Below are 20,351 nucleotides of genomic sequence, written 5' to 3' on the forward strand. Positions count from 1 at the left end.
CGTGTCCCTACCAATGTATTTGTATCATTCTTTAAGTTAAATCGTTTAACCAATCAAATTACAAATTACAACTAACAAAAAAACCCGGACGAGCCGGGTGTTGGTTAACTTGTTATCCAAACTTGATAGCTCTGTATTAGTTAGTTGCCTAAACTCCGCCAGTCGACGAGTACATCCTGAACCAACAGTGTTCTATTGTAAAGTTGCAGAATAATCAGCAGAAATACAAAAAATAGCAAAATAAAAACAGCCATTACAGGGGTAGTACCCCAACCTGGAGCCACTTTCCCATACTCAGAGTTAAGTGGTTTCAGGATATCTCCCAACCTAGTCCGTTGTGCCATAGTTCACCTAAGATTAGTTGCCAAAGCTTTTTTTAATCTTCTGTAATATTCTATAAGAATAGCACTCATAATTTATCTCTAATTTATGGAACCCGCAATAGTTCTTAGCATTTCTGTATCCGTCGTCCTAGTTGCCATTACTGGCTTTGCCATTTATACTTCTTTCGGCCCTCCTAGCAAGCAATTGTCAGACCCTTTTGATGATCACGAAGACTAAGTACCGCGACGCGGAATTCAAAATTAAAAATTCAAAAGGCTTACGATATAAGCTTCTCGGTTCTCTTTAATTTGTTGTTTTACTTAAGCCGCTTTGTGATATGAGACTTATTTGTCAGTGGTCAGTGCAAACCCACAACCAGCCACTGACAGAGCATTAGTCGCTTATCCTAGCTGAGGATTAGTCGCTAGCGATACTTGAAAGCTGGCGATTTTCCAAGGCTGTATCATCAAGATTTGTTGCTTAGATGAGAATTCACCAGTGGCGGAGGAACGCTCCAACAAATCTACAGCATCTCCTAAATTTAATCCTAAATCACTGTGCAAAGATAACTCTGCTGTTTCTCCGTGAGATTCATAACATCGGAAGATAATTTGCTGTGGGTCATCTTCCGCTGGCTTCAAAGCCATCAATATTAAATTTTCAGCTGATAAATCTAGGAAACTCAACCTGTCTAAAGTGCTAAGTCCTGAATCACTGTTCACCCTCGGCGTCTTCCAAGAGGAGAAGTTCTCACTAAAGGAAGCCTGTTTTACAGCTTCTCGTTGAGTAGTAGGTGTATTTACTATCACTTGCAACGGGATATTCAATTCATAGCCACGTCGTACTGTGTGAGCAGATTCCCAACTATTAACGTGAGGATACAAGGCATACGTAAATTCATGCCAGCCGCGGTCAGCTTCTGCATCAGGCCAGCTAGGACTACGTAGGAGTGTTAGCCGTAGTTGGTTGGGTTGGCTGTCGTAACCATATTTACAATCATTTAGCAAACTAATTCCGTATAAACCCTCATTAGTCTCACCTGTCAAATCAGCCCAACGCAAAGCAGGAACTTCCCATTTTGCTTGTTCTGCGGGAGTTTCAGGTTTAGTTGAGCGACGAATAGCAGCGCAGGGTATTTCATAGGTAGCAAAGTCTGCTTCGACATTGAGAGGAAAAGCAGCTTTTACCAAAATGTGAGTTTCTTGCCAGTTAACCCTAGAAGAAATTTTAAGCACAGGTGAACCAGCTTGGAGAATATAATCTTGGCAAAATTCCGATTCACCTAACTGACGCACCACACGTACACAACTTTGCACTGGCCCTTGTTCTAGCAACTGTATAGATATCAGGTTCGTTGGAGGTAAAGGATGCTGGGCATAATTAGGGTCAATATTCCATGCATCCCAATATTGACCGCTATCTTTAAAGCCTTGTAGTTGATTACCCGCACCACTCAAAACTTCCCATTGATGAATCTTGTCAAAAACACTTGATAAATCTCCAGTGTCGGGGTTAATAACAGCACGCAGGAATTCGTTTTCTAGAATCCAGTCGGGGAGGAAGGGAGCAGTAGAGACCCGATTAATCGCCTCTGTGCAAGGAGTGGGGGAAAGCCAAAAGAGGCGGTAGCCGACGGGTGGAATTTCGGTGGCGAGAAATAGCAGGGTTGAGGGTTCAGATAACTGGGAAACAAGCTGTTTGCCAGAAACATCGTAGACTTGCCATTCTTGGGTGGCTGTTACTGGTGAGGGTAAATTCACAGAAACTACTTCAGAACGTTGCCAGTTAAGAGAATTGAACACGAAAACAGGCAAACTATTGGGTTGTGGTGGTTCTGGTAGAGTAATGTGAGATGCGATCGCTAAAAGTGATTCTTGTAATATCTTCGTTCCTACTTGTTCTACTTCCTGCCACTGGGGTAGTGCATCTACATAAACTTGAGTAATTGAAGAACCAGGTAAAATATCATGAAATTGCTGAAATAACACCTGTTTCCAAGCTGTTTCGATTTCTGCTTTCGGATATGTCACGCCACAGCTGACAGTCGCCAAAGTCGCAAATAATTCAGCTTGATACAACAACCCTTCACAAAGACGATTCCAACGTTTTTGATCTGCATGAGTGGTGTAACAACCGCGATGGAATTCTAAGTATAATTCGTCATTCCAAGTGGGGAAAGATGGAGGGGGAGCAGGGGAAGCAGGGGAGGATGGGGAAGCAGGGGAGGATGGGAGAGAATAATAACTCTTGACTCCTGGCTCCTGCCTCCTGCCTCCTTTAATGATTTGTTGGAAATATTTTTCAGCCGTTGTAAATTCTAGTTCGGGGAAGAAGGGCGATTTTTGCCAGCGTTGGGCGGTTTCTAACATATCACGAGTAGGGCCGCCGCCGTGGTCGCCAACTCCAGGAAGCCAGAGAGATTCTGGTAAATTCGTTTGGCTTTGCCATTCCAAAGAGTAAGAAGCCATTTTAATTGGGTCAATAGCTTCACCGATGGGTGCAGACATTAAATTAAACACTTCGCTGCCATCAGGCGATCGCCACCAAAAAGCCCCATAATCAAACTTAGTAGTATCATTCCATCGCAATTTCTGCGTGACAAAATACTCAATTCCTGCATTAGCAAAAAACTGCGGTAAAGTTGCACAGAAACCAAAACTATCTGGAACCCAAACCACAGTTGACAGCTTGCCAAATTTTTCTTGGATATAGCGCTGACCATACAAAAGCTGACGGACTATTGATTCACCAGCAATCAGATTAAGTTCTGGTTCCACCCACATTCCGCCAATAACTTCCCAACGTCCAGCAGCTACCTGCGATTGAATTGCCTTAAATAAATCTGGGTGATGTTCTTCAACCCAAGCATAAAGTGCTGGCGTCGAATGACAGAAAATTAACTCAGGAAAATCTTCTTGCAGCTTGAGAACCGATTCAAAAGTTTTTTGCGCTGCATCCCAAGTTTCACTGACAGGCCATAGCCATGCTAAATCTAAATGAGCATGACCTAATAAATATATTTTATGATCCCCCCAACCCCCCTTCAAAAGGGGGGCTAAAATATCGGACTGAATTAGCTTTTGGCGTAAAGGCAAAAACGATTTTACCAACTCTTCTTTCTCTTCCTCTGTGTCCTTTGCGCCTCTGCGGTTTGTTAACTCCTGTACCGCCTCTGCCAAAACATCCAACTTCTCTGGTGCATCTCTTTCCAAATAAAGCTGCAAAATAGCCAACTCATCAGCCACAAAACCCGGATCGGGATTATTATCATCAATAGACTCGTAAATAAGGAGCGATCGCACTAAAGCACCATCACAATGCCCCGGACTCACTAACCGTAAAGCTACAATAAATTCTTCTCCTGGCTTCACTCCCTCACTCAGAAGCACTCTAGGGGAACAATCAAATAAATCTCCCTCCAGCGCTAACTTCCCATTGATATAAATTTCAGCAGATTCTGCCCACCAAACTAACGCCAGCCGCAAAGACAATCCCGCTAAGGGATAACCCTGTAAATCTTGAGGAACCACTAATCTTTGTACCAGCCATAGAACTTTTTTCCCACCTAGCCAAACAATATGTCCTTTGGTGTTTAACTCAACAGGTTGCCAATTAGACAAATCAGATGCGACAACCTCAGTAATAACCTGGTCATGTTCCTGGTATAGCCAAGAAGACTGAATATTAGCTTGACAACAAGAGCGGAGTTTCTCTATTGCTTCCGAGATGAATTGAGATACAGAAAGGGTCATATTTTCGTTAAGATGATGGCACTTACGATAGTTTACAGTTTGTCGTTTTTATTGTTTGGTGGGAATCTCACAACTAAACAAGACTAAAACTAACAAATCACTACCATGTCTTCTGGTTCCTCTGGTCGTTATCAAAGCAGATTATTTAACTTTGTCCACCAAAAATCTCGGCGGTTGACACAACAGTGGGATCACACCTTACGGCATTTGCAAGTTGCCACGAAGTGGGGTGTGGAGTTACTACTTTATCCAGTGTATCTACTGTTTCAGTCATCTGAATCAGCTGGAAAAACGCTACATACCAAAGAACCACAATCTAGGCTAAAGTTACAACCAAATGATACCGATTTATCACCTGAAACTTACCCAATTGTTGACACTCCCATTCAACGGGTCTTAGTTGCCGTCCAGCATCTATCTTCAGAGGAAACTACTGCTACTTCTTCAACAACATCCCCAGCCTTCAATCCTTTAGTATTCATAGAGACTGTATGGTCAAAAGTTATTCACCATCGCTCTACAACTAATACTAGTAATTCTCAATCCTTAACTATTCCAGATAATGCAGCAAAGAGCCTCAAAACTACACAGCCAAATGATGCTCTAAAATGCCATCTTCCAGTTATGCGGGGAATTGCTTCAAACTTGTTGAATCGCAATTTGGTTCTTGTTACTGCTGACAATGAAATTCTAGATATTTTGACACCTCAACAGCAGGCTAAATTAGAAGATAGAATTATTACTGAAGTTGCTAATTACTGGTATTCTTGGAGATTAGCTGAAGCTAAAAAAGAGACTCAACTATTACCAGAAATTAACCGCTTATTAGCAAAGCTGACTGGTAGCACTACAGAAGAAATTCCAGATCTAGCTGAAGGGACAGAAAAAGATTTACTAAATGCCGGGAGATTGCTGGCATTTTTAGATGCATCTATTGCGAAGTTGGAAGCCAATGCTTTAGTGCCTGTGCAACATCGCAGCGAAGAAGTGATCCAAATTGCGAGGACTCAGTTATACATCTTTCTTTATGGCAAAGAGCAGTTAGCCGCTAGGGGAGAAATAACAGTTGCTGCTGATGATTTGGAAACTCAAAAACTGAACTTTCAAGCTTTAATCGAGGCAGCAATTAATTATTTTTTTGGTACTGGGACTGCGACAAAAGTTGAGGCAAGTGACAGTGATAGACAATCGCAAAGCAAATCTTTATCTTATCGCTTAAGAAAGGCTTTACCTAAAAGTCGGCATATGCAGAAACAAGATTTAGATACTGATCCTTGGTTGAGCTTAAGTGATTTGTTTGGTAATACCGAGACAATTGCTAATAAGCCAGCTACACAGTCTAAAAGCACAAAATCTGCTTTATCTCCTAGTTCATCCGCAGGGATTCCTTTCCGAAAAAACCTGACTTTACAACAACCTAAACCCGGCTCTGGATTAGTGCAAAGGAAAACACCGACTCATAATCTGACGCCAACTAAAAAAACACCTCGAAACGTCGCTTCGACAAAACAAACTAGAGCTAGTATTTCCCAAACTGAAAGCAAGAGTCATAAAGGGGAAATTTCTCAGCGGTTTCGTCAAAACACGGAAGTAGAGGCAAAGCCAGACTGGATAGAAACCAGCGCCACTTCAATGGGCTATGAGAAACATCCTTTAGAGCAACTTTTAGAATGGCTTGACCGTGCTATTGTCTGGCTAGAAGAAATATTTGTGAAACTTTTTCAGTCTTGGCGAAGTTTGTGGCAAGGTAAGTAAGTCGGTGGGAAAAATTCTAAGTGAAAAATCGATTGCAAAAATTTTAGCAAAGTCCCAAACTTAAACATCTAACGATTCTGTTGTAGATAAACTGGTTATTGCAGCTTGATTTGCGTAACCTTTTTAGGATGAATTGTACTCAGCACTCTCCTACGGCCCAGAGAATACGGCTTGTTCTATGTCTTCTCGACTTAGAGAGTACTTAAACGAGCGTTGAATGTCTTGCCCAGTTCCACCAGCTTTGATATATCGCACAATAATTTGTTCAATATCGAGCCAGAGTTCGGCTTGCCAACTTGGCCGTTGTATATGCCAACAATGCCGCTGGGTTTCATCTTGTTGACAACCTTGCTCTTTTAGCCACTGTTCAATTTGCGGCAAGGGATGGTTATATAAGGGAGTGTCAGCGGGAAGAAAAGACATAAGAATTTTAGATTTTGGATTAGAAAATTTTTAATTTTTAATTTCTCTTGGAGCAGTTGGTGGCGAAAAATTGGTAATCTGGTGGTGCGCGGGTGTATCTGGTGCTAGGAGTTGCGTTTGAAAAGCGGTATCACCACGAGTTAGTCCAACGGCGATCGCTAGCAACACACAACCGATAAAGGTCAATATCAGAATAAACAAGACAAAGATTTCGCCAGATGATAAGGGGCGATCGCTTGCGTCTAAATAAGCTGATTTAGATTTCGACCAGTCATAGGAACGGTGAACAGGATGGTTCAAGTCGGCGGGTGCTTGTATTACCCCAAATCGAGAATAGCCAATCTTTAAATCGTAGCTTAAACGCCGTTCTGGATTGCTCAGGGTGGCGTAGGCTTCATTGATTTGCTGAAATTTGCTAGTGGCGATAGCAGCAGGCAATTCTGTAGTATCAGGATGATAGCGCTTGCTCAGTTCCCGATAAGCGCGACGAATATCAATTACTGACGCTGAGGGATGCAATCCTAAGAGAGAGTAATGAGTAGGTTTCCTGCTTTGTGGACTTGCCTCGTTGTGATTCACAGATGTTTGAGTCACTTTGCGATCGAGTTTTTTTTAATATTGTAAACCTCTCAAGCTGATGGCAGGCAAACATTTTATGTCTTACTCTACTTAATAGTTATGCTTCCCCAGTAGCTTTAACGTGCTGTTATGACACCTTAATCAATATATTTATTGACTTAACCTAGTAAATCAGCACGGGGTTTAAAGGTTTCAACTTGGCGTAATTTTTCATATAGTTCCCGTTCTTGGGTACTAATAGTTTTGGGCGTAACTATCTGGATTTCCACCAATTGATCACCGCGGTTACCGCTTTCGTTAGGGTAGCCTTTATTTGCCAAACGAAATCTTTGACCAGACCTGACTCCTGGAGGAATTGTCATTTTTACTGGGCCATCTAGAGTGGGTGCTTCTACCTGTCCTCCTAAGACTGCCTCGCTTGGAGTCACTGGTACTTGGCAAAATATATTGAAGCCTTCTAGTTTAAATAAAGAATGAGGCTCAACGGTAATTTTTAAGTATAAATCACCGCCACCAATACCTTGGTTCCGCAAACGGATAGTTTGGCCTGTGACCATACCTGGAGGCATAGTTACTTCTAGCGATCGCCCATCTTCCAACCGAATCCGTTCATTGCCACCTTGATAAGCCTTCTCTAGTGGTAAAGTCAATCTGGCTTCGATATCGCGACGGTTAGGGCGGGAGTTGACTGTGTATTGAACTTTTGTATTAGTAGAACGAAATGGATCTTCTTTAGTGCCACTGGTAGAGGAACTTGTGCCATTTTTGCTTTGTTTGCGACCTCCTACACCAATAACTTGATTAATAAAGTCCTCAAAATTGGAAAACTCACTTGGGTTTACCTCCTGGGTACTGGTGCGGCCATTAGCACGATTATCTACCGCCCAGCCTGCTTTACCTCGTTGCGCTTGTTTGCCGCTAAAACCTTGTTGCTTCCAGTAGCGGCTAAACTGGTCATACTGCGCCCGTTTACCTGGGTCAGAAAGGACTTCATAAGCCTGCCCAACAACCTTAAACTTTTCCTCTGCTGCTTTGTTTCCTGGATTTAGGTCTGGATGGTACTGCCTTGCTAAGCGCCGATAAACTTTTTTAATTTCCTCATTCGAGGCATCTTTAGGTACTCCCAAAATCTCGTAATAATCGCGAAAATTCTGCAAATTTTGCATAGCCAGTTATTTAACTTTAAATTTTAGATTTTGGTAATGGGTTGATTATTTATTTAGAAAGGGAGAGTTAAAAGATAGAGTTAGGAGTTAGGAATTATCAGTTATCAATTTAAACACTTAACTCCTGTCTTTTAACTTGTGTACAGACGTGATTAATCGCGTCTTTACTCTTAACTCCTGTACAAACGCGATTAATGAGCCAGCGCGTTGCGGGGGTTCCCCCCGTTGTAGCGACTGGCGTCGCGTCTCTCCTAACTACTACAGCCAATCATCCTCATCATCCCAGTTATCTTGGTAGCTAGGACGGGGCTTGCGAGAAGGAGGACGGTTGTCATAGGAGGAGGAACGACTGTCCTTGCCATAGTCTCTGTCTCTGCTGTTATAGTCCCTGGTACTATAATCTCTGCTGTTGTAGTCTCTGCTATAGGAATCACGTTCTCGGTATGTATCTCTAGGAGATTCACGTTCTCGTTCTTTATCGCCAGTAAAGATTTCACGGATAGTTCCAAACAAATCGTCTTCTTCGTCCTCAGCATAATACTGACGGACTTCTCGATTTAGCTCATATAGAGCATCTTGCAAGTCAGCGTAAGCTTGATCAATGCTGCGATCGTCATTTTCTTTTAAACCCTCTCGTAGATCCTGGCAAATATTATCAATCCGTTGACGACGGCTGCGGGCAAATTGCATCCCAAATTCTAGCGCTACTTCTCGGAGTTGTCGTTCTGCTTGTAAAATCAAAGCCTCTGCACGAGTCCGCTTTTCTATGCGTTCTTTGCGTTCTCTGTCCACATCGGCATACTTTTGTGCATCTTGAATCATCCGATTCACTTCCGACTCACTCAAAGTAGAAGCACCTTGAATCGTAATACTCTGTTCTCTACCAGTAGTTCTATCCAGGGCTGTTACCTGTAAAATACCGTTGGCATCGATATCAAAGGATACCTGAACTTGTGGCACACCTCTTGGCGCTGGGGGAATACCATACAGCTTGAAACGTCCCAAAGACTTGTTATTTGCTGCCATTTCCCGTTCGCCCTGAACTACATTTATTTCCACTGTGTTTTGATTATTTTCGGATGTGGAAAAAATATCAGAGCGGCGCACTGGTATGGTGGTGTTGCGAGGAATAAGCTTTTTCATCACACCGCCAATGGTTTCCAATCCCAAAGATAAAGGTGTGACATCCAACAGCAGCACATCTTTGAGTTCGCCGGCAAGAATACCTGCTTGAATTGCTGCGCCTACTCCTACAACTTCATCGGGGTTGACATTTTCGTTGGGTTCTGTACCAATCAGGTCGCGCACTAACTGCTTCACCATTGGCATTCGTGTAGAACCGCCAACTAACACAACTTCTTCAATGTCTGCGGGCGAAAGTCCAGCATCTTTCAATGCCCGTTTAACAGGTGTACGCAACCGACTTAACAAATCAACACACAAACCCTCAAACTGAGACCGGGTTAGGCGAGTTTCTAAATGTTTTGGCCCTTCTTGGTCAGCAGCAATAAAAGGTAAATTGATATCAGTGACACTTACAGCCGAAAGTTCAATTTTTGCCTTTTCAGCCGCTTCCATCAAACGTTGTAAAGACTGCCTTTCGCGTCTTAAATCAATACCTTCGGTTTCTAAAAATTGCTCTGCCAACCAATCTACTATTTTTTTATCAAAGTCATTGCCACCAAGTTGAGTATCTCCACTAGTAGATTTGACTTCAAATATGCCATCCCCAACTTCCAGAATTGACACATCAAAAGTGCCACCACCCAAGTCAAAAACTAAGATTGTTTCTGTGTCACCACGATCTAAACCGTAAGCCAAAGATGCTGCTGTGGGTTCATTCAGAATCCGCAACACTTCTAAACCAGCAATTCTGCCAGCATCGCGGGTTGCTTGCCGCTGAGAATCATTGAAATAAGCAGGAACTGTAATTACTGCCCCAGTCACAGGTTCACCCAAATAGCGACTAGCATCTTCTGCCAATTTCTTCAGCACCATAGCTGAAATTTCTTCTGGGGCGAATTCTTTATTCAAACGGGGACAAGCAATTTTTATGTTACCAACTTCATCTTTGCGAATAGTATAGGGTACACGCTTTGAGTCTGGACTCAGTTCGCCATACTTCCGCCCTATGAAGCGTTTAACTGCGAAGAAGGTATTTTGTGGATTGAGGACGGTTTGACGCCGTGCCATTTGCCCAACAACTCTTTCACCTTCTTTGCTAAAGCCTACTACGGAGGGGGTTGTTCGCATTCCTTCTGCATTGGCAATCACCACCGGCTTGCCACCCTCCATTACGGCGACTACTGAGTTGGTTGTACCCAAGTCGATGCCGACTACCTTGCCCATGCGTTACTCTTCTCCTAATGATATGTCTCTTATAAATTTATTATGATTAGCGGACTACCTCTAGCCTTGTGTTATGGGATTAAAACGCCTCAATGGTATAATAATCATCATTAAGGCCACAAGCAGAGGAATTTAAGTTTGAGGAGCTAGTTGCAAGACTAGGATAACATTGACAATGGGTCGTGTGCTTCAGCAGCATTAACTCTTGTAGCCCAGTAAATTTAATTCACTATAAATTCACTATATCTGACCGTTGGGAAATACACCCTGATAAAACTATCCTCTGTTTTTACCCAGCCTAAGAAAAATTATATTCGGACTATTTGAAACATTTGAATTTAAAAGAGCGGTTACAAACTTACTTGAGTGAGATTGCGCGAGAACGCGATCCTTACATGGCAACAGCTGGACATTTTTTTGTCCAAGAATACATCCGTCAACAATTTTCCCGATGGGGAGGTGTGGAAATCCACACCTTTGTAACTGGAAGTAAAACTTGTAAAAATCTGATTTTAAATTTACCCTCTCAAGCTGGGCAGCAAAAGGGGGACTTAGCACCAATCTTAATTGGAGCGCATTATGATGCTGTACCAGGAACACCAGGAGCTGATGATAATGCAACAGGTGTAGCAGTATTATTAGAATTAGCAAATAAGTTCGCTGCTGAACCAGCAAGATATCCATTACGGCTGGTTGCTTTCGATATGGAAGAGTACGGCTTATTGGGAAGCACAGATTATGCAGCTTTGTTACGCCAACAACAACAACCATTACGTTTAATGATATCCCTAGAAATGCTGGGGTATCGCGATTCTACTCCTGGTTCTCAAAGTTACCCACCCCCTCTGGAACGCTTTTACCCAAATTGCGGCGATTTTATTGGCTTAATTGGTAATTGGCGAACTATCCGTGACTTAATTGGGATTAGCCGCAGTATTCGTAAAGTTGGCATACCTACTCAATGGCTACCAGTACCGAATAAAGGTTTACTAGTTCGCCAAACAAGGTTGAGCGATCATGCACCTTTCTGGGATGCTGATTATCCAGCAATTATGGTGACAGATACTGCATTTTTAAGGAATCCAAACTATCACAAACCTAGTGACACTATTACTACTTTGGATTTAGATTTTCTTACAGGTATATGCGAAGGGTTGGAACTTGGTATTCGGCGGCTATAAAAAGTGAGGAGTTTAAAGTGAAGAATGAGGAGTTGAATTTTTTTATTCCTAGCTTTTAACTTCTAAAGTTTATTCATAGGATTTAGCACTGGGAGTTAAGCTGATTAAGTCGTCGATATTGCGTTTCATTGTATTGCATATCGCATCTAGAGGTAAATCGTTAGCATCATAACCAAAAGGATTTTCTATTTCTAGTCCAATGGCTTCTATGCCAAACAAAGTAAAACCAACCAAACTAGCAATTAAACCTGTCCACCAACCAAGACTTTCTACTATTTGAAATGGTAGTAAGAAGCAATATAATAATAACAATTGCTTGAGATTAATTCCATAAGCAAGCGGCATGGGTGTTTTTAAAATTCGCTCACAAGAATATACTAGGGATAACACTTCCTAAAATAGGTTGGGACACAGGTATTTTAAAATAGTGTAGTATAGAAATCAAAACACCAAAAGTTCCACACCACAGAACGCGTTTATAAATTGCTCCCAGCACAGAACCTTTAAGCTGTAAAGCTGATTGAATTCATTGCACTTTTTGGGTGTCATGCAGTTCTCCCAAGTAATGATTTACTACACTGATGCATTAAACGTCTGATAACTTAAAAATAATAACTCTATAAGTAGCACAATTCTCAACAATAAAAGAGGACGTATATGCATTCAAGGCTTCATTCTGTGTACAGTTATACTATTCTCTAAGGAATTTGGAAACGGACTAGAAGGTTGCGAGCAAAAGTATCATATATTACATAGTATATTAAGTATAGATAATACTTATGTTTGATTTTGCATCTACTTTTTTGAACAGAAGGAGTATCCAAGCTTCTCTCGTTCTTTCTCACGGGCTATTGTTGGAAGTTATGAAAAAAGAGAAATATTTTATTGTATATGCATAAATCTCATATTTCACTCTGATAATTCTATAGAAGAAAAGCTACTTACCTAAAGACTATAAAAATATTAAATTACTCACTATAATCTGTACGAGTGATAACAGAGTTATAAGCTCTAAAACTCTACCTTAGTAATTCAATTTTTAGACATAACGAAAAAAGTTATGTCTTTTTTTATATAGCAATTCTTAGGCATATGAAATACACCCCACCCGCGCGATCGCGCACCCTCCCCTTGGTAAGGGGAGGGTTGGGGAGGGGGTTATTTTATACCTCACTGGAGTTGGAAACGCTATAAAAGTAGCCTTGTTTAAATTGTGAAAAAGTAGACTCTTATCAATTCTTAAACAAATAGGAAAAATGCTCGCTTTTCCTATATCCTTAATTGATTTATCTAATTATTTGTATAATTTATCTCTTGAAATTCTACAATTTTTTTTTCACAAAACGACTATTTAAGCTTTAGCGTCGAAACGTTGAATTTCTATTAAATAACCATTGGGATCACGCAAAAAACAGTGATAAATATTGTACTTTTTATTTAGTATAGGTGGTTTTTCAAATTCAATACCTCGTCCTTTGAGGTATTCAAACCACTCATCCACTTGCGGTGTTACTAAGGTAAAAATTACACTTGGTTGTTTGTTATTTGGAGGAATTGATGTTTCGTTTATTTGACACAATCCCAAGTATGCAGAGCCACTAATACTATAAATTCTACAGGTTCCTTGATCAAGCCACAATTCCAAGCCTAGCTTATCTTCATAAAATCGTGTGGAGGTGGTAAAATCATGGGTATATAAAAAAGTAATCTGTTGTTCAATTGGCGGATGATGAGACATAAAATATTAAATAACTTTTTGCAACTGCTTGTATAGATAAATTTTGTAGATAGCCTTTTGAAGTTTTTCTGTTACCAGATATAACAAGTTTAGATACGTAAGCGCTTGTCACTGAACATTATCCTTGTGTTTGAGTATATACCCTAACGACATTTGCCCATAAAACAGGTAAAAATTGATTCATGTTTGAAACCTGTTACGGCTCCAGAATGCTTTCATTGCATCTGGAGTTTCTTTTTGTTCTAAATTTGAGTGTATACCCTGATGACGTAGATTCTTCCATAGGGAAAGATTGATAAAGGTAAATGCATATTTTTCTTGACTCCAGGCTCGTCCCAAGCAGTTCTGGAGTTTTTTAATTTTAGAAAAGCGATCGCTAAATTTTATTTGACAATTTCAAAGATATAAAAAAATGGCGATCGCACCTATCTAAATGCTTATTTGACTGTATATGTCACAAAAATATCCTTTTTCATTTCTACTTCTGCCTGGGTTTCTGGATCATAAGCTGGTGAGAATAAAGAATTAGCAAAAGAAGGTAAAGAAACTCCCGCTTTGGAACTACATGAAGGGTATAAAAGAGTATAAAATGGCTCGGCTACAGAAGGCGTACCAAGTTTAACACCCATTGCGGATGCTAAAGCTTGAGCGCGGTTTTGAGCATCTTTCATTGCTGATTGATAAACTGAACTCTGTAAAGCCTGACAATCATTTACTGCGTACTCAACGCCCACATTTTTAACAGAAATATTGTCCAGTTTACTCGTACTTTTATTAACTGTGGCGATAATTTCTTGAACGCGAGCCTCCAAAGGAGCAGCTTCTCTAATGCGAGTTGATTTTTCTAATTTCACCAATATCTTGGCATTATTTTCACTAGAATTAGCATTAATTTTTACTTGAATTTTATCGGCATTAATCCCAATAGTAACTAGGCTATTTACTATAGGTTGGAGACTTGCTTTAGTTAAAAATTCTTTATCTGGTGAAGATGGTGTCGGTGTTTTGTCATTTAAGAGTAGTATCGGTGAGGATATTGGGCGAATTTCTGGTAACAATGATGGTTGCGTTTCTAAGTCATTATTGTCATCTGAGCTACTCAGTACTATCTCAATATCTGCTGTATCTGCTGGCACTTTTACAATACCTTGGCCAATTACCATCAATGAATGGCGATCGCTTGCTGGCGGATAAAATAATTGTGCAGTAGCAACTCTGGCTGTTAATGAGCCAACCACGAAATTCACTGTAGCACTTAGCAGCATGAAAATAGTTATTTTTCTCATGGCGTAGGAATGTCCTCTGAACCTAGTACTTGTCAAAGTTTACACGCCAAAAGTGATTGTCAACAAAGGATAAAATATGTAGATATACGAACGCTTACTTGCTTTACCTTTGTTGACAGGCTATAAAATTAAGTTCATCCCAGAGACTTTGTACGTACCATTCTCAGAGGATCGCACTAATCCAAAACTTGCCGGAGGTATTAACCAAACCAGTGAGAGGGTTCACTCCCTGGTTGAACTGTTTCACAAAGGTGATGGCTAATCCAATCTGACTTTTGTTGGACAATTGAGCAAATGCCTTGATGAATCAAATTTTGTAGGTGTAGTTGCTGTTCTAGGGGTTGTCGTGGCAATTTATAGTTTGCGAAGCTCTCTTTTTCAGCCTCTGACGGAATCTGTTCGTCAGACATTGAGACGTAAAAGCAGGGAATACGTTTAATAACGAAGCTAATTAGCTCTTGGCGTAAATCAGGAATGGCAAAGACTTGTTGATAAGGATTGTACGGATATGTATCCAAAACGTTTTCAATCTCTCCTATTACTGATTGCTGTGTTAAATTAACGACGGTTCTCATAATGTTTAAACTCCTTTTTTAATTGGGTCAATGTTTTGAGAATAAAACAACTTTTCTAAATGGTAATTTAGTCATGGCTATCAATGAGAAGTGACTTAACTAATAAATGCTCTAATCTTAGACTTCACCTTTTGTCTTAGTAGAAGATTAGACATTCATCCTAATTTTTTTTGTTAAATTTTATACTGAGCAGACAGTATAAAATTTAAAGCTAGCACAAGATAAACTGGTAACCCATCAATATTTTATATTTATAGCTCCAATTATTTAGAAATTTAGCCTATTTGGCAAAACTATACAAAACGCAGCATAAACAATAGGGGATCAAGGTAAAAGCAAAAAACATCATTAATTAGAATGAGTTTTTTAAGGTAGTTAAACTTGATTTGTATTTTAGATTACTTATATCTTTTACTGACAAATCAGTTGTTGCAGCTTTAATTCAAAGTTGTCGTATAGACTGAAAAAATATTTCTTAGCAAAATAATTTAGTTAGCCACACAAACAGTGACTAACTATACCAATAAATCAGTCTAGCGAGAGATGAAATAATCAACTAAAAAGTTTTAAAAAGTTCACATTATCTAGAGTTACACGGTGCAGTTGATTGTTAATTTCACTAGCAGCAGCCAATCCAGAAAGCATCGCATCTTCCACAAGATTGCCACCACACCAATCACCACAGCAAACTAAAGGTAGAGGAGTTTCGGTAGACAAAAAAGCTTCATGCCAAGGACGGCTAGGAAAAGCGTAACGCCAGCGATGTACTTGCATCCACTTAGGAGTATTTAGCCACGGAAGGGCTAGAGATTCAGCTGCGCGTTGTAAAAGATATTGTCCAGCAGGTTGTAAATCCTCTGACTCTAAGTGACGTTGAGCAAAATTAGCACTACTTTGCACTACAAAATGTGGTTGCTGAGGATTAGGACGCTTGCTACTATCCAAACCAATCCAGGCTAAATCAACATCATCGACAAAAGTTAGGGCTTTCCACGGTGGTAGAGGTTGAGATGTGGCAGGATAACCAGCGATCGCACTAATAGAAGGGTAAAATTCTACAGCACGCAGGTTTTCCAAAAAGGTTGCATCTAATAAACTTTCACCCAAAGGCGCTAACAACATTAAAGCTTGGGGTGCAGGAATAGCAACAACTAGAGCTTTTGCAATTAATTCTTCATTATTAGATTCGAGGGTGAGACGCCAATTATTTTCGGGAGTTAAGGTAATCGCTATCACACGTTGATTTAACAAGATATCTAAATCTTGGGCGAGAAATTTAGCGATCGCACTCATTCCTGTAGGTGCAATATAACGGAGTACAGAGTTTTGAGTGTTGAATTCTAAGTTGGGATTGAGTTCGTAAACTGTGTCTGTCCAGACTTTGAGAATCTGGCGATCGCACAGTATTTCTACAAAACGTTTTAACAATTCGCCCTTTGGCTTCAGGTAACAAGCCCCATGATCTGCCCAAGTATCATATAAGCGACGCGTAGCAACTCTTCCCCCCAAACCACGGGATTTTTCCACAACTTGCACCAAATATCCAGCCTGCCTTAACTGCTGAGCGCAGGCTAAACCCGCCATTCCTGCACCGATTACTACAATATCAATCATTGGTAAATAGTCCTTGATTATTAGTGAGCCAGTAGCCTTCTCCTTCTCCTATCTGAGACGCTGTGCGTTAGTGGAGCTATCGCTTAGAGCGAGTCTTCAGACGCCAAAGGCGAACGAGCGTCACCTGTAGGATCATTGGTAGTCATTAGTCCATAGTCATTGGTTATTATCAAAGGACAGATGACAAGGATAAAAAGACTACTAACGGCTGCTGAAAGCTAATAGTAGAATAAGGTACAGAAAGCTGCACGGAAGGGAGGAAGGGAAATTGGATGAAATGAGGGCGGCGTTAGAACTGGCAACTGAAGATGAATTGCAAGACTTAACGGCAATTCTGTTTAGTCGTAAGTTCAATCCCCTAGACTATGTTCATACACCCGAACCCATCGAAGTGCAAAGCCAAGACCGTAAAGCTTGGCTAGATGCACTGGAGGGCCGCTTTCGTTTTTTAGCGGCAGATGGAATAACGGTATTACGGGGACGTACAGGCGAAGTAACTTATAGACAAGCACTAGTTCAAGTATGTAAGTATTTGAAAATTCCTTATTCTAATCAGCTAGCAACTGTTGATTTAGAAGCAGAAGTATTTCTACATCTGTTAGGAAAAGTTTGGAAAAAATTACCGGAACAGGAAAAGCAAAAATTGACTGTACGGATACAACATCAGCTACTTAAATCAGAACTAAAAGAACCACTACCACTTTTATTGCAACGTGACCCCTTGGGTTTACTTCTCAAAGGGGGTAGTGCGATCGCTGTTACTTCTATGCTTCAGCCACTCGTACTCAAACAAATTGCCCAGCAGTTTGCCATGCACTTTGCCACTTATGAAGTAGCTAAACAAGCAGCGATTACAGGTTCGGAAGCAGCTACAAAGCAGTTTCAAAGCTATGTCGCTATGCAAATGTCCCAGCGCGGTATGACTATGAGTGCAGCTCGTTATGGGGCAGTTCGCAGTATGTTTGCTGTAATTGGGCCAATGATGTGGGCTTGGTTTTTTGCCGATTTGGGGTGGAGAGCGATCGCCACTAATTACGGTCGGATCATCCCTACTATTTTCGCCCTAGCGCAAATTCGTCTGACTCGTGCTGAATGTTGGGAGCCAGCTTGAACAAGGCTTTTGAACATCCAGATCCTGGATTAGAATTCCCTTGGAACTTAACTCAATTGGGACTTTTAGTTTTCCCATTGAGTCCATTTCTGGGGGCTGTGAGTTTAGGTTTTGCAGTATTACTAACTTGGCTGCAAAAATCCCACATAATTAACCGCCGCCCCCTTAACTGGGGATTTGCTCTCCTTAGTGTATTGCTGATTATTACCGCTGGGTTAGCCTCTGACAAAATACAGGCTCTCCTTGGCTTATTTAATTTCTTACCGTTCTTTTTAGTTTTTGTTGGACTCAGCGCCCTGATTCAAACACCTGCACAATTGCGGCAAATAGCTTGGATTTTAGTGATTGGTTCTTTGCCAGTAGTGATTATGGGCTTGGGGCAGTTGTTTTTAGGCTGGAATTTAAATTTACAGTTTTTGTGGATTGTCTTAGAGTGCACGATCGCGCGGGGAGGAGAACCGCTAGGTCGAATGTCTTCAATCTTCATGCACGCCAATACCTTTGCAGCCTACCTAATAATAGTTTTAACCCTCAGTTTTAGCTTGTGGCTAGAACAATGGCGATTGGGAATTGGGTATTGGAGATTAGGTACAAAGAACAGATCCCAGTCACCAGTCACTAGTCACCAGTCACCAATCCCCCTCCTCTTCCTCACTCTGACGATAATTGCGATTTTCATCGCCTTAATTTTTACCAACTCACGAAATGGTTGGGCGATCGCTATTTTTGTATGTTTAGCTTATGCACTCTACCAAGGTTGGCGCATTATTGTGGGTAGTGTCATTGGGATAGTGACCAGCGTCCTTTTAGCAGCTTTTGCGCCCTCACCAGTTGCCCAATTTTTCCGCCAATACGTTCCTGCTTTCTTTTGGGCGCGGATAAATGATGATATGTATCCAGATAGACCAGTCGCTTTAATGCGAAAAACTCAGTGGGAGTTTGCATTATCTTTGGCTCAGCAACATCCTTGGACTGGCTGGGGCTTACGTAGTTTTACCCAACTTTACAAAGCACAGGTACAAATTAACTTAGGACACCCCCACAATTTGTTTTTGATGTTATCTGCTGAAACTGGTTTTCCAACTACTCTTTTATTTTGTAGCTTACTCGGTTGGATCTTGATTACAGGTATTCAACTGGTGCGAAAGTCAAAATATATAGATAAACAAGAGAGATTAATATTTTTCAGTTATCTTGTAGTATTCGTTGGTTGGATGCTATTCAATACAGTAGATGTAACTCTCTTTGATTTCCGTTTGAATACACTTTTATGGGTATTTTTAGCTGCTATTTATGGAGTAGTACATCGCTATAATCAACCAGACAGGCTTGTAGCTCCTTATAATTAACTAATTAGAAATTTATAAATAAATCTCTCCACCGCAATTTAGAAGCAAAGAATTTAAATACTCAGTTGATTAGCAATAGAAGTAAAAATTTCCTTAAAGTTATTTCTTGCTGTAGTAAACTGAGGGACATCCCAATCTGGAAATTCTGGTTTATCTAGCTGATTTATATCCAGGTAAAGGTGGTAACGAATTTCAATCTGCAAAGTAGCAACATTTTTGATTAGGCTATAGTGTCTGGTAATGTAGCCTCCAGTAAATTTTTTGTTCCTTACCACCTGATAGCCTTGGTTAATAAAGCTTTCTTCCACTAAGGATGTGAAAGATTCATCACAACTTTTACCATTGACATTACCTAAGCAAATTTGGTCATTGATAGGGCCAAAAAAACTGTGCAGGTCTAGAATATAAAGTTTACCAAACTGTTTAAGTTTATATTGAATAATTTTATTTAGCTCATTGTGATAAGGAATATAGAATTTCTGGCAGTGTTCTTGTACTTCTTCTGCACTAGGATTTTTTATATAAACTGGTTGGTTAAATGCTGTTTGTAGAGGAACAATAGCTGACCAGAAATTTCCACTAAGTGTTTCATTAAATTCTCGGTTTAAATCCACGGCATAGCGGCTGTAGTTGGCTTGAAGAACTGTAATCCCTAAAGATGGAAGAAAATTATAAAGTTTATCGAGATGCCAGTCGGTATTAGGTAGCGACTGTAAAATATATGGAGTAAATTGGCCAGCAATATTCTGAGGGATAAACATACCACTGTGGGGAAGATTAGCTATAAGTGGTACTGGCTGGACTAGAGGTGTATGAATTTTGAATAATTCCATTTATTTCTAAGCTTTTTTTACATAAATTTATAGCTAGCTTGTAATATACATATTAGTTATGACATACAAACAATTTATTTTGCTCTGCGGAGCAAGTCTGGCTAGTATAAGTTTATTTATATTTAGAATAGCTATCAGTTTTTTCAGTGTATGCACTGGGGACATATATAGTTATAAGTTAATAGGATTAATACATTCACGTCTGTGAGTGTGGCTAATGCCGAATTAGCCACTGTTGCTGATTGTTGGGAAGGTGTATGGACAACCCTTTTGGGGTTTTCCTGCATGACGGGCATCTCTTGTAGATGCCCTTTTA

16 protein-coding genes and 1 pseudogene are annotated in these 20,351 nt (G+C 40.5%); 5 read left to right on the forward strand and 12 right to left on the reverse strand.

Going from position 1 to position 20,351, the window contains the following annotated elements:
• Window positions 1-140: 140 nt before the first annotated feature.
• A complete protein-coding gene (gene psbH / locus WKK05_RS34920) occupies window positions 141-344 on the reverse strand; it encodes a photosystem II reaction center protein PsbH (RefSeq protein ID WP_341527536.1) in 204 nt (67 codons plus the stop codon).
• 85 nt (window positions 345-429) lie between these two features.
• On the opposite strand from psbH, the gene psbN reads away from it, so the two are divergent.
• Entirely contained in the window at window positions 430-561 is a 132-nt protein-coding gene (psbN, locus tag WKK05_RS34925) for a photosystem II reaction center protein PsbN (RefSeq protein WP_341527537.1), read from the forward strand.
• Between the two features lie 164 nt (window positions 562-725).
• Here psbN and WKK05_RS34930 read toward each other — a convergent pair whose 3' ends face one another.
• On the reverse strand, window positions 726-4,076 hold the full coding sequence (locus WKK05_RS34930; protein ID WP_341527538.1) for an alpha-mannosidase: 3,351 nt from the start codon (window positions 4,074-4,076) through the stop codon (window positions 726-728).
• A gap of 105 nt (window positions 4,077-4,181) precedes the next feature.
• Here WKK05_RS34930 and WKK05_RS34935 point away from each other — a divergent pair, with 105 nt between their 5' ends.
• Complete coding sequence (locus WKK05_RS34935) at window positions 4,182-5,831, forward strand: hypothetical protein (RefSeq protein WP_341527539.1); 1,650 nt, start codon at window positions 4,182-4,184, stop codon at window positions 5,829-5,831.
• A 150-nt stretch (window positions 5,832-5,981) separates the two neighbouring features.
• Here the strand turns inward: WKK05_RS34935 and WKK05_RS34940 are convergent, their stop codons facing one another.
• From WKK05_RS34940 to dnaK, 4 genes are all read right to left on the reverse strand, one after another.
• On the reverse strand, window positions 5,982-6,254 hold the full coding sequence (locus tag WKK05_RS34940; RefSeq protein WP_341527540.1) for a DUF3143 domain-containing protein: 273 nt from the start codon (window positions 6,252-6,254) through the stop codon (window positions 5,982-5,984).
• Between the two features lie 30 nt (window positions 6,255-6,284).
• Window positions 6,285-6,848, reverse strand: coding sequence for a J domain-containing protein (locus tag WKK05_RS34945; protein ID WP_341527541.1), 564 nt, complete (start codon window positions 6,846-6,848; stop codon window positions 6,285-6,287).
• A gap of 143 nt (window positions 6,849-6,991) precedes the next feature.
• Window positions 6,992-7,999 (reverse strand): J domain-containing protein, encoded by a 1,008-nt coding sequence (locus tag WKK05_RS34950; protein WP_341527542.1) that lies wholly within the window; start codon window positions 7,997-7,999, stop codon window positions 6,992-6,994.
• A gap of 258 nt (window positions 8,000-8,257) precedes the next feature.
• Window positions 8,258-10,348: a molecular chaperone DnaK gene (gene dnaK / locus WKK05_RS34955; protein ID WP_341527543.1), complete on the reverse strand. Its 2,091-nt coding sequence runs from the start codon at window positions 10,346-10,348 to the stop codon at window positions 8,258-8,260.
• 332 nt (window positions 10,349-10,680) lie between these two features.
• Here dnaK and WKK05_RS34960 point away from each other — a divergent pair, with 332 nt between their 5' ends.
• On the forward strand, window positions 10,681-11,529 hold the full coding sequence (locus tag WKK05_RS34960; protein WP_341527544.1) for a M28 family peptidase: 849 nt from the start codon (window positions 10,681-10,683) through the stop codon (window positions 11,527-11,529).
• A 69-nt stretch (window positions 11,530-11,598) separates the two neighbouring features.
• Here the strand turns inward: WKK05_RS34960 and WKK05_RS34965 are convergent.
• The 5 genes and pseudogenes from WKK05_RS34965 to WKK05_RS34985 all read right to left on the reverse strand — a co-directional run bounded on the left by WKK05_RS34965 (window position 11,599) and on the right by WKK05_RS34985 (window position 16,742).
• Window positions 11,599-12,055, reverse strand: a pseudogene (locus WKK05_RS34965) (bestrophin family ion channel).
• Window positions 12,056-12,880: 825 nt separating this feature from the next.
• A complete protein-coding gene (locus WKK05_RS34970) occupies window positions 12,881-13,267 on the reverse strand; it encodes a VOC family protein (RefSeq protein ID WP_341527545.1) in 387 nt (128 codons plus the stop codon).
• Between the two features lie 437 nt (window positions 13,268-13,704).
• A complete protein-coding gene (locus WKK05_RS34975) occupies window positions 13,705-14,553 on the reverse strand; it encodes an SIMPL domain-containing protein (RefSeq protein ID WP_341527546.1) in 849 nt (282 codons plus the stop codon).
• A 200-nt stretch (window positions 14,554-14,753) separates the two neighbouring features.
• Complete coding sequence (locus WKK05_RS34980) at window positions 14,754-15,128, reverse strand: hypothetical protein (RefSeq protein WP_341527547.1); 375 nt, start codon at window positions 15,126-15,128, stop codon at window positions 14,754-14,756.
• 552 nt (window positions 15,129-15,680) lie between these two features.
• A complete protein-coding gene (locus tag WKK05_RS34985) occupies window positions 15,681-16,742 on the reverse strand; it encodes an NAD(P)/FAD-dependent oxidoreductase (RefSeq protein WP_341527548.1) in 1,062 nt (353 codons plus the stop codon).
• A gap of 268 nt (window positions 16,743-17,010) precedes the next feature.
• Between WKK05_RS34985 and WKK05_RS34990 the strand changes: the two genes are divergently transcribed.
• Together WKK05_RS34990 and WKK05_RS34995 are read left to right on the forward strand one after the other, a co-directional pair.
• Window positions 17,011-17,853, forward strand: coding sequence for a YaaW family protein (locus tag WKK05_RS34990; RefSeq protein ID WP_341527549.1), 843 nt, complete (start codon window positions 17,011-17,013; stop codon window positions 17,851-17,853).
• Entirely contained in the window at window positions 17,835-19,202 is a 1,368-nt protein-coding gene (locus WKK05_RS34995) for an O-antigen ligase family protein (protein ID WP_341527550.1), read from the forward strand. Before WKK05_RS34990 ends, WKK05_RS34995 begins: the two co-directional genes overlap by 19 nt.
• A 53-nt stretch (window positions 19,203-19,255) precedes the next feature.
• Here the strand turns inward: WKK05_RS34995 and WKK05_RS35000 are convergent, their stop codons facing one another.
• Window positions 19,256-20,035, reverse strand: coding sequence for an N-formylglutamate amidohydrolase (locus WKK05_RS35000; protein ID WP_341527551.1), 780 nt, complete (start codon window positions 20,033-20,035; stop codon window positions 19,256-19,258).
• Between the last annotated feature and the right edge of the window lie 316 nt (window positions 20,036-20,351).

Origin of the sequence: Nostoc sp. UHCC 0302, assembly GCF_038096175.1 — a bacterium.
Classification (GTDB): Bacteria; Cyanobacteriota; Cyanobacteriia; order Cyanobacteriales; family Nostocaceae; genus UHCC-0302.

What these genes read in the sequence shown, in the direction of transcription:
- psbH (WP_341527536.1), bottom strand. Translation starts at nt 344, where the DNA reads ATGGCACAACGGACTAGGTTGGGAGATATCCTGAAACCACTTAACTCT.
- psbN (WP_341527537.1), top strand. Translation starts at nt 430, where the DNA reads ATGGAACCCGCAATAGTTCTTAGCATTTCTGTATCCGTCGTCCTAGTT.
- WKK05_RS34930 (WP_341527538.1), bottom strand. Translation starts at nt 4,076, where the DNA reads ATGACCCTTTCTGTATCTCAATTCATCTCGGAAGCAATAGAGAAACTC.
- WKK05_RS34935 (WP_341527539.1), top strand. Translation starts at nt 4,182, where the DNA reads ATGTCTTCTGGTTCCTCTGGTCGTTATCAAAGCAGATTATTTAACTTT.
- WKK05_RS34940 (WP_341527540.1), bottom strand. Translation starts at nt 6,254, where the DNA reads ATGTCTTTTCTTCCCGCTGACACTCCCTTATATAACCATCCCTTGCCG.
- WKK05_RS34950 (WP_341527542.1), bottom strand. Translation starts at nt 7,999, where the DNA reads ATGCAAAATTTGCAGAATTTTCGCGATTATTACGAGATTTTGGGAGTA.
- dnaK (WP_341527543.1), bottom strand. Translation starts at nt 10,348, where the DNA reads ATGGGCAAGGTAGTCGGCATCGACTTGGGTACAACCAACTCAGTAGTC.
- WKK05_RS34970 (WP_341527545.1), bottom strand. Translation starts at nt 13,267, where the DNA reads ATGTCTCATCATCCGCCAATTGAACAACAGATTACTTTTTTATATACC.
- WKK05_RS34975 (WP_341527546.1), bottom strand. Translation starts at nt 14,553, where the DNA reads ATGAGAAAAATAACTATTTTCATGCTGCTAAGTGCTACAGTGAATTTC.
- WKK05_RS34980 (WP_341527547.1), bottom strand. Translation starts at nt 15,128, where the DNA reads ATGAGAACCGTCGTTAATTTAACACAGCAATCAGTAATAGGAGAGATT.
- WKK05_RS34985 (WP_341527548.1), bottom strand. Translation starts at nt 16,742, where the DNA reads ATGATTGATATTGTAGTAATCGGTGCAGGAATGGCGGGTTTAGCCTGC.
- WKK05_RS34995 (WP_341527550.1), top strand. Translation starts at nt 17,835, where the DNA reads ATGTTGGGAGCCAGCTTGAACAAGGCTTTTGAACATCCAGATCCTGGA.
- WKK05_RS35000 (WP_341527551.1), bottom strand. Translation starts at nt 20,035, where the DNA reads ATGGAATTATTCAAAATTCATACACCTCTAGTCCAGCCAGTACCACTT.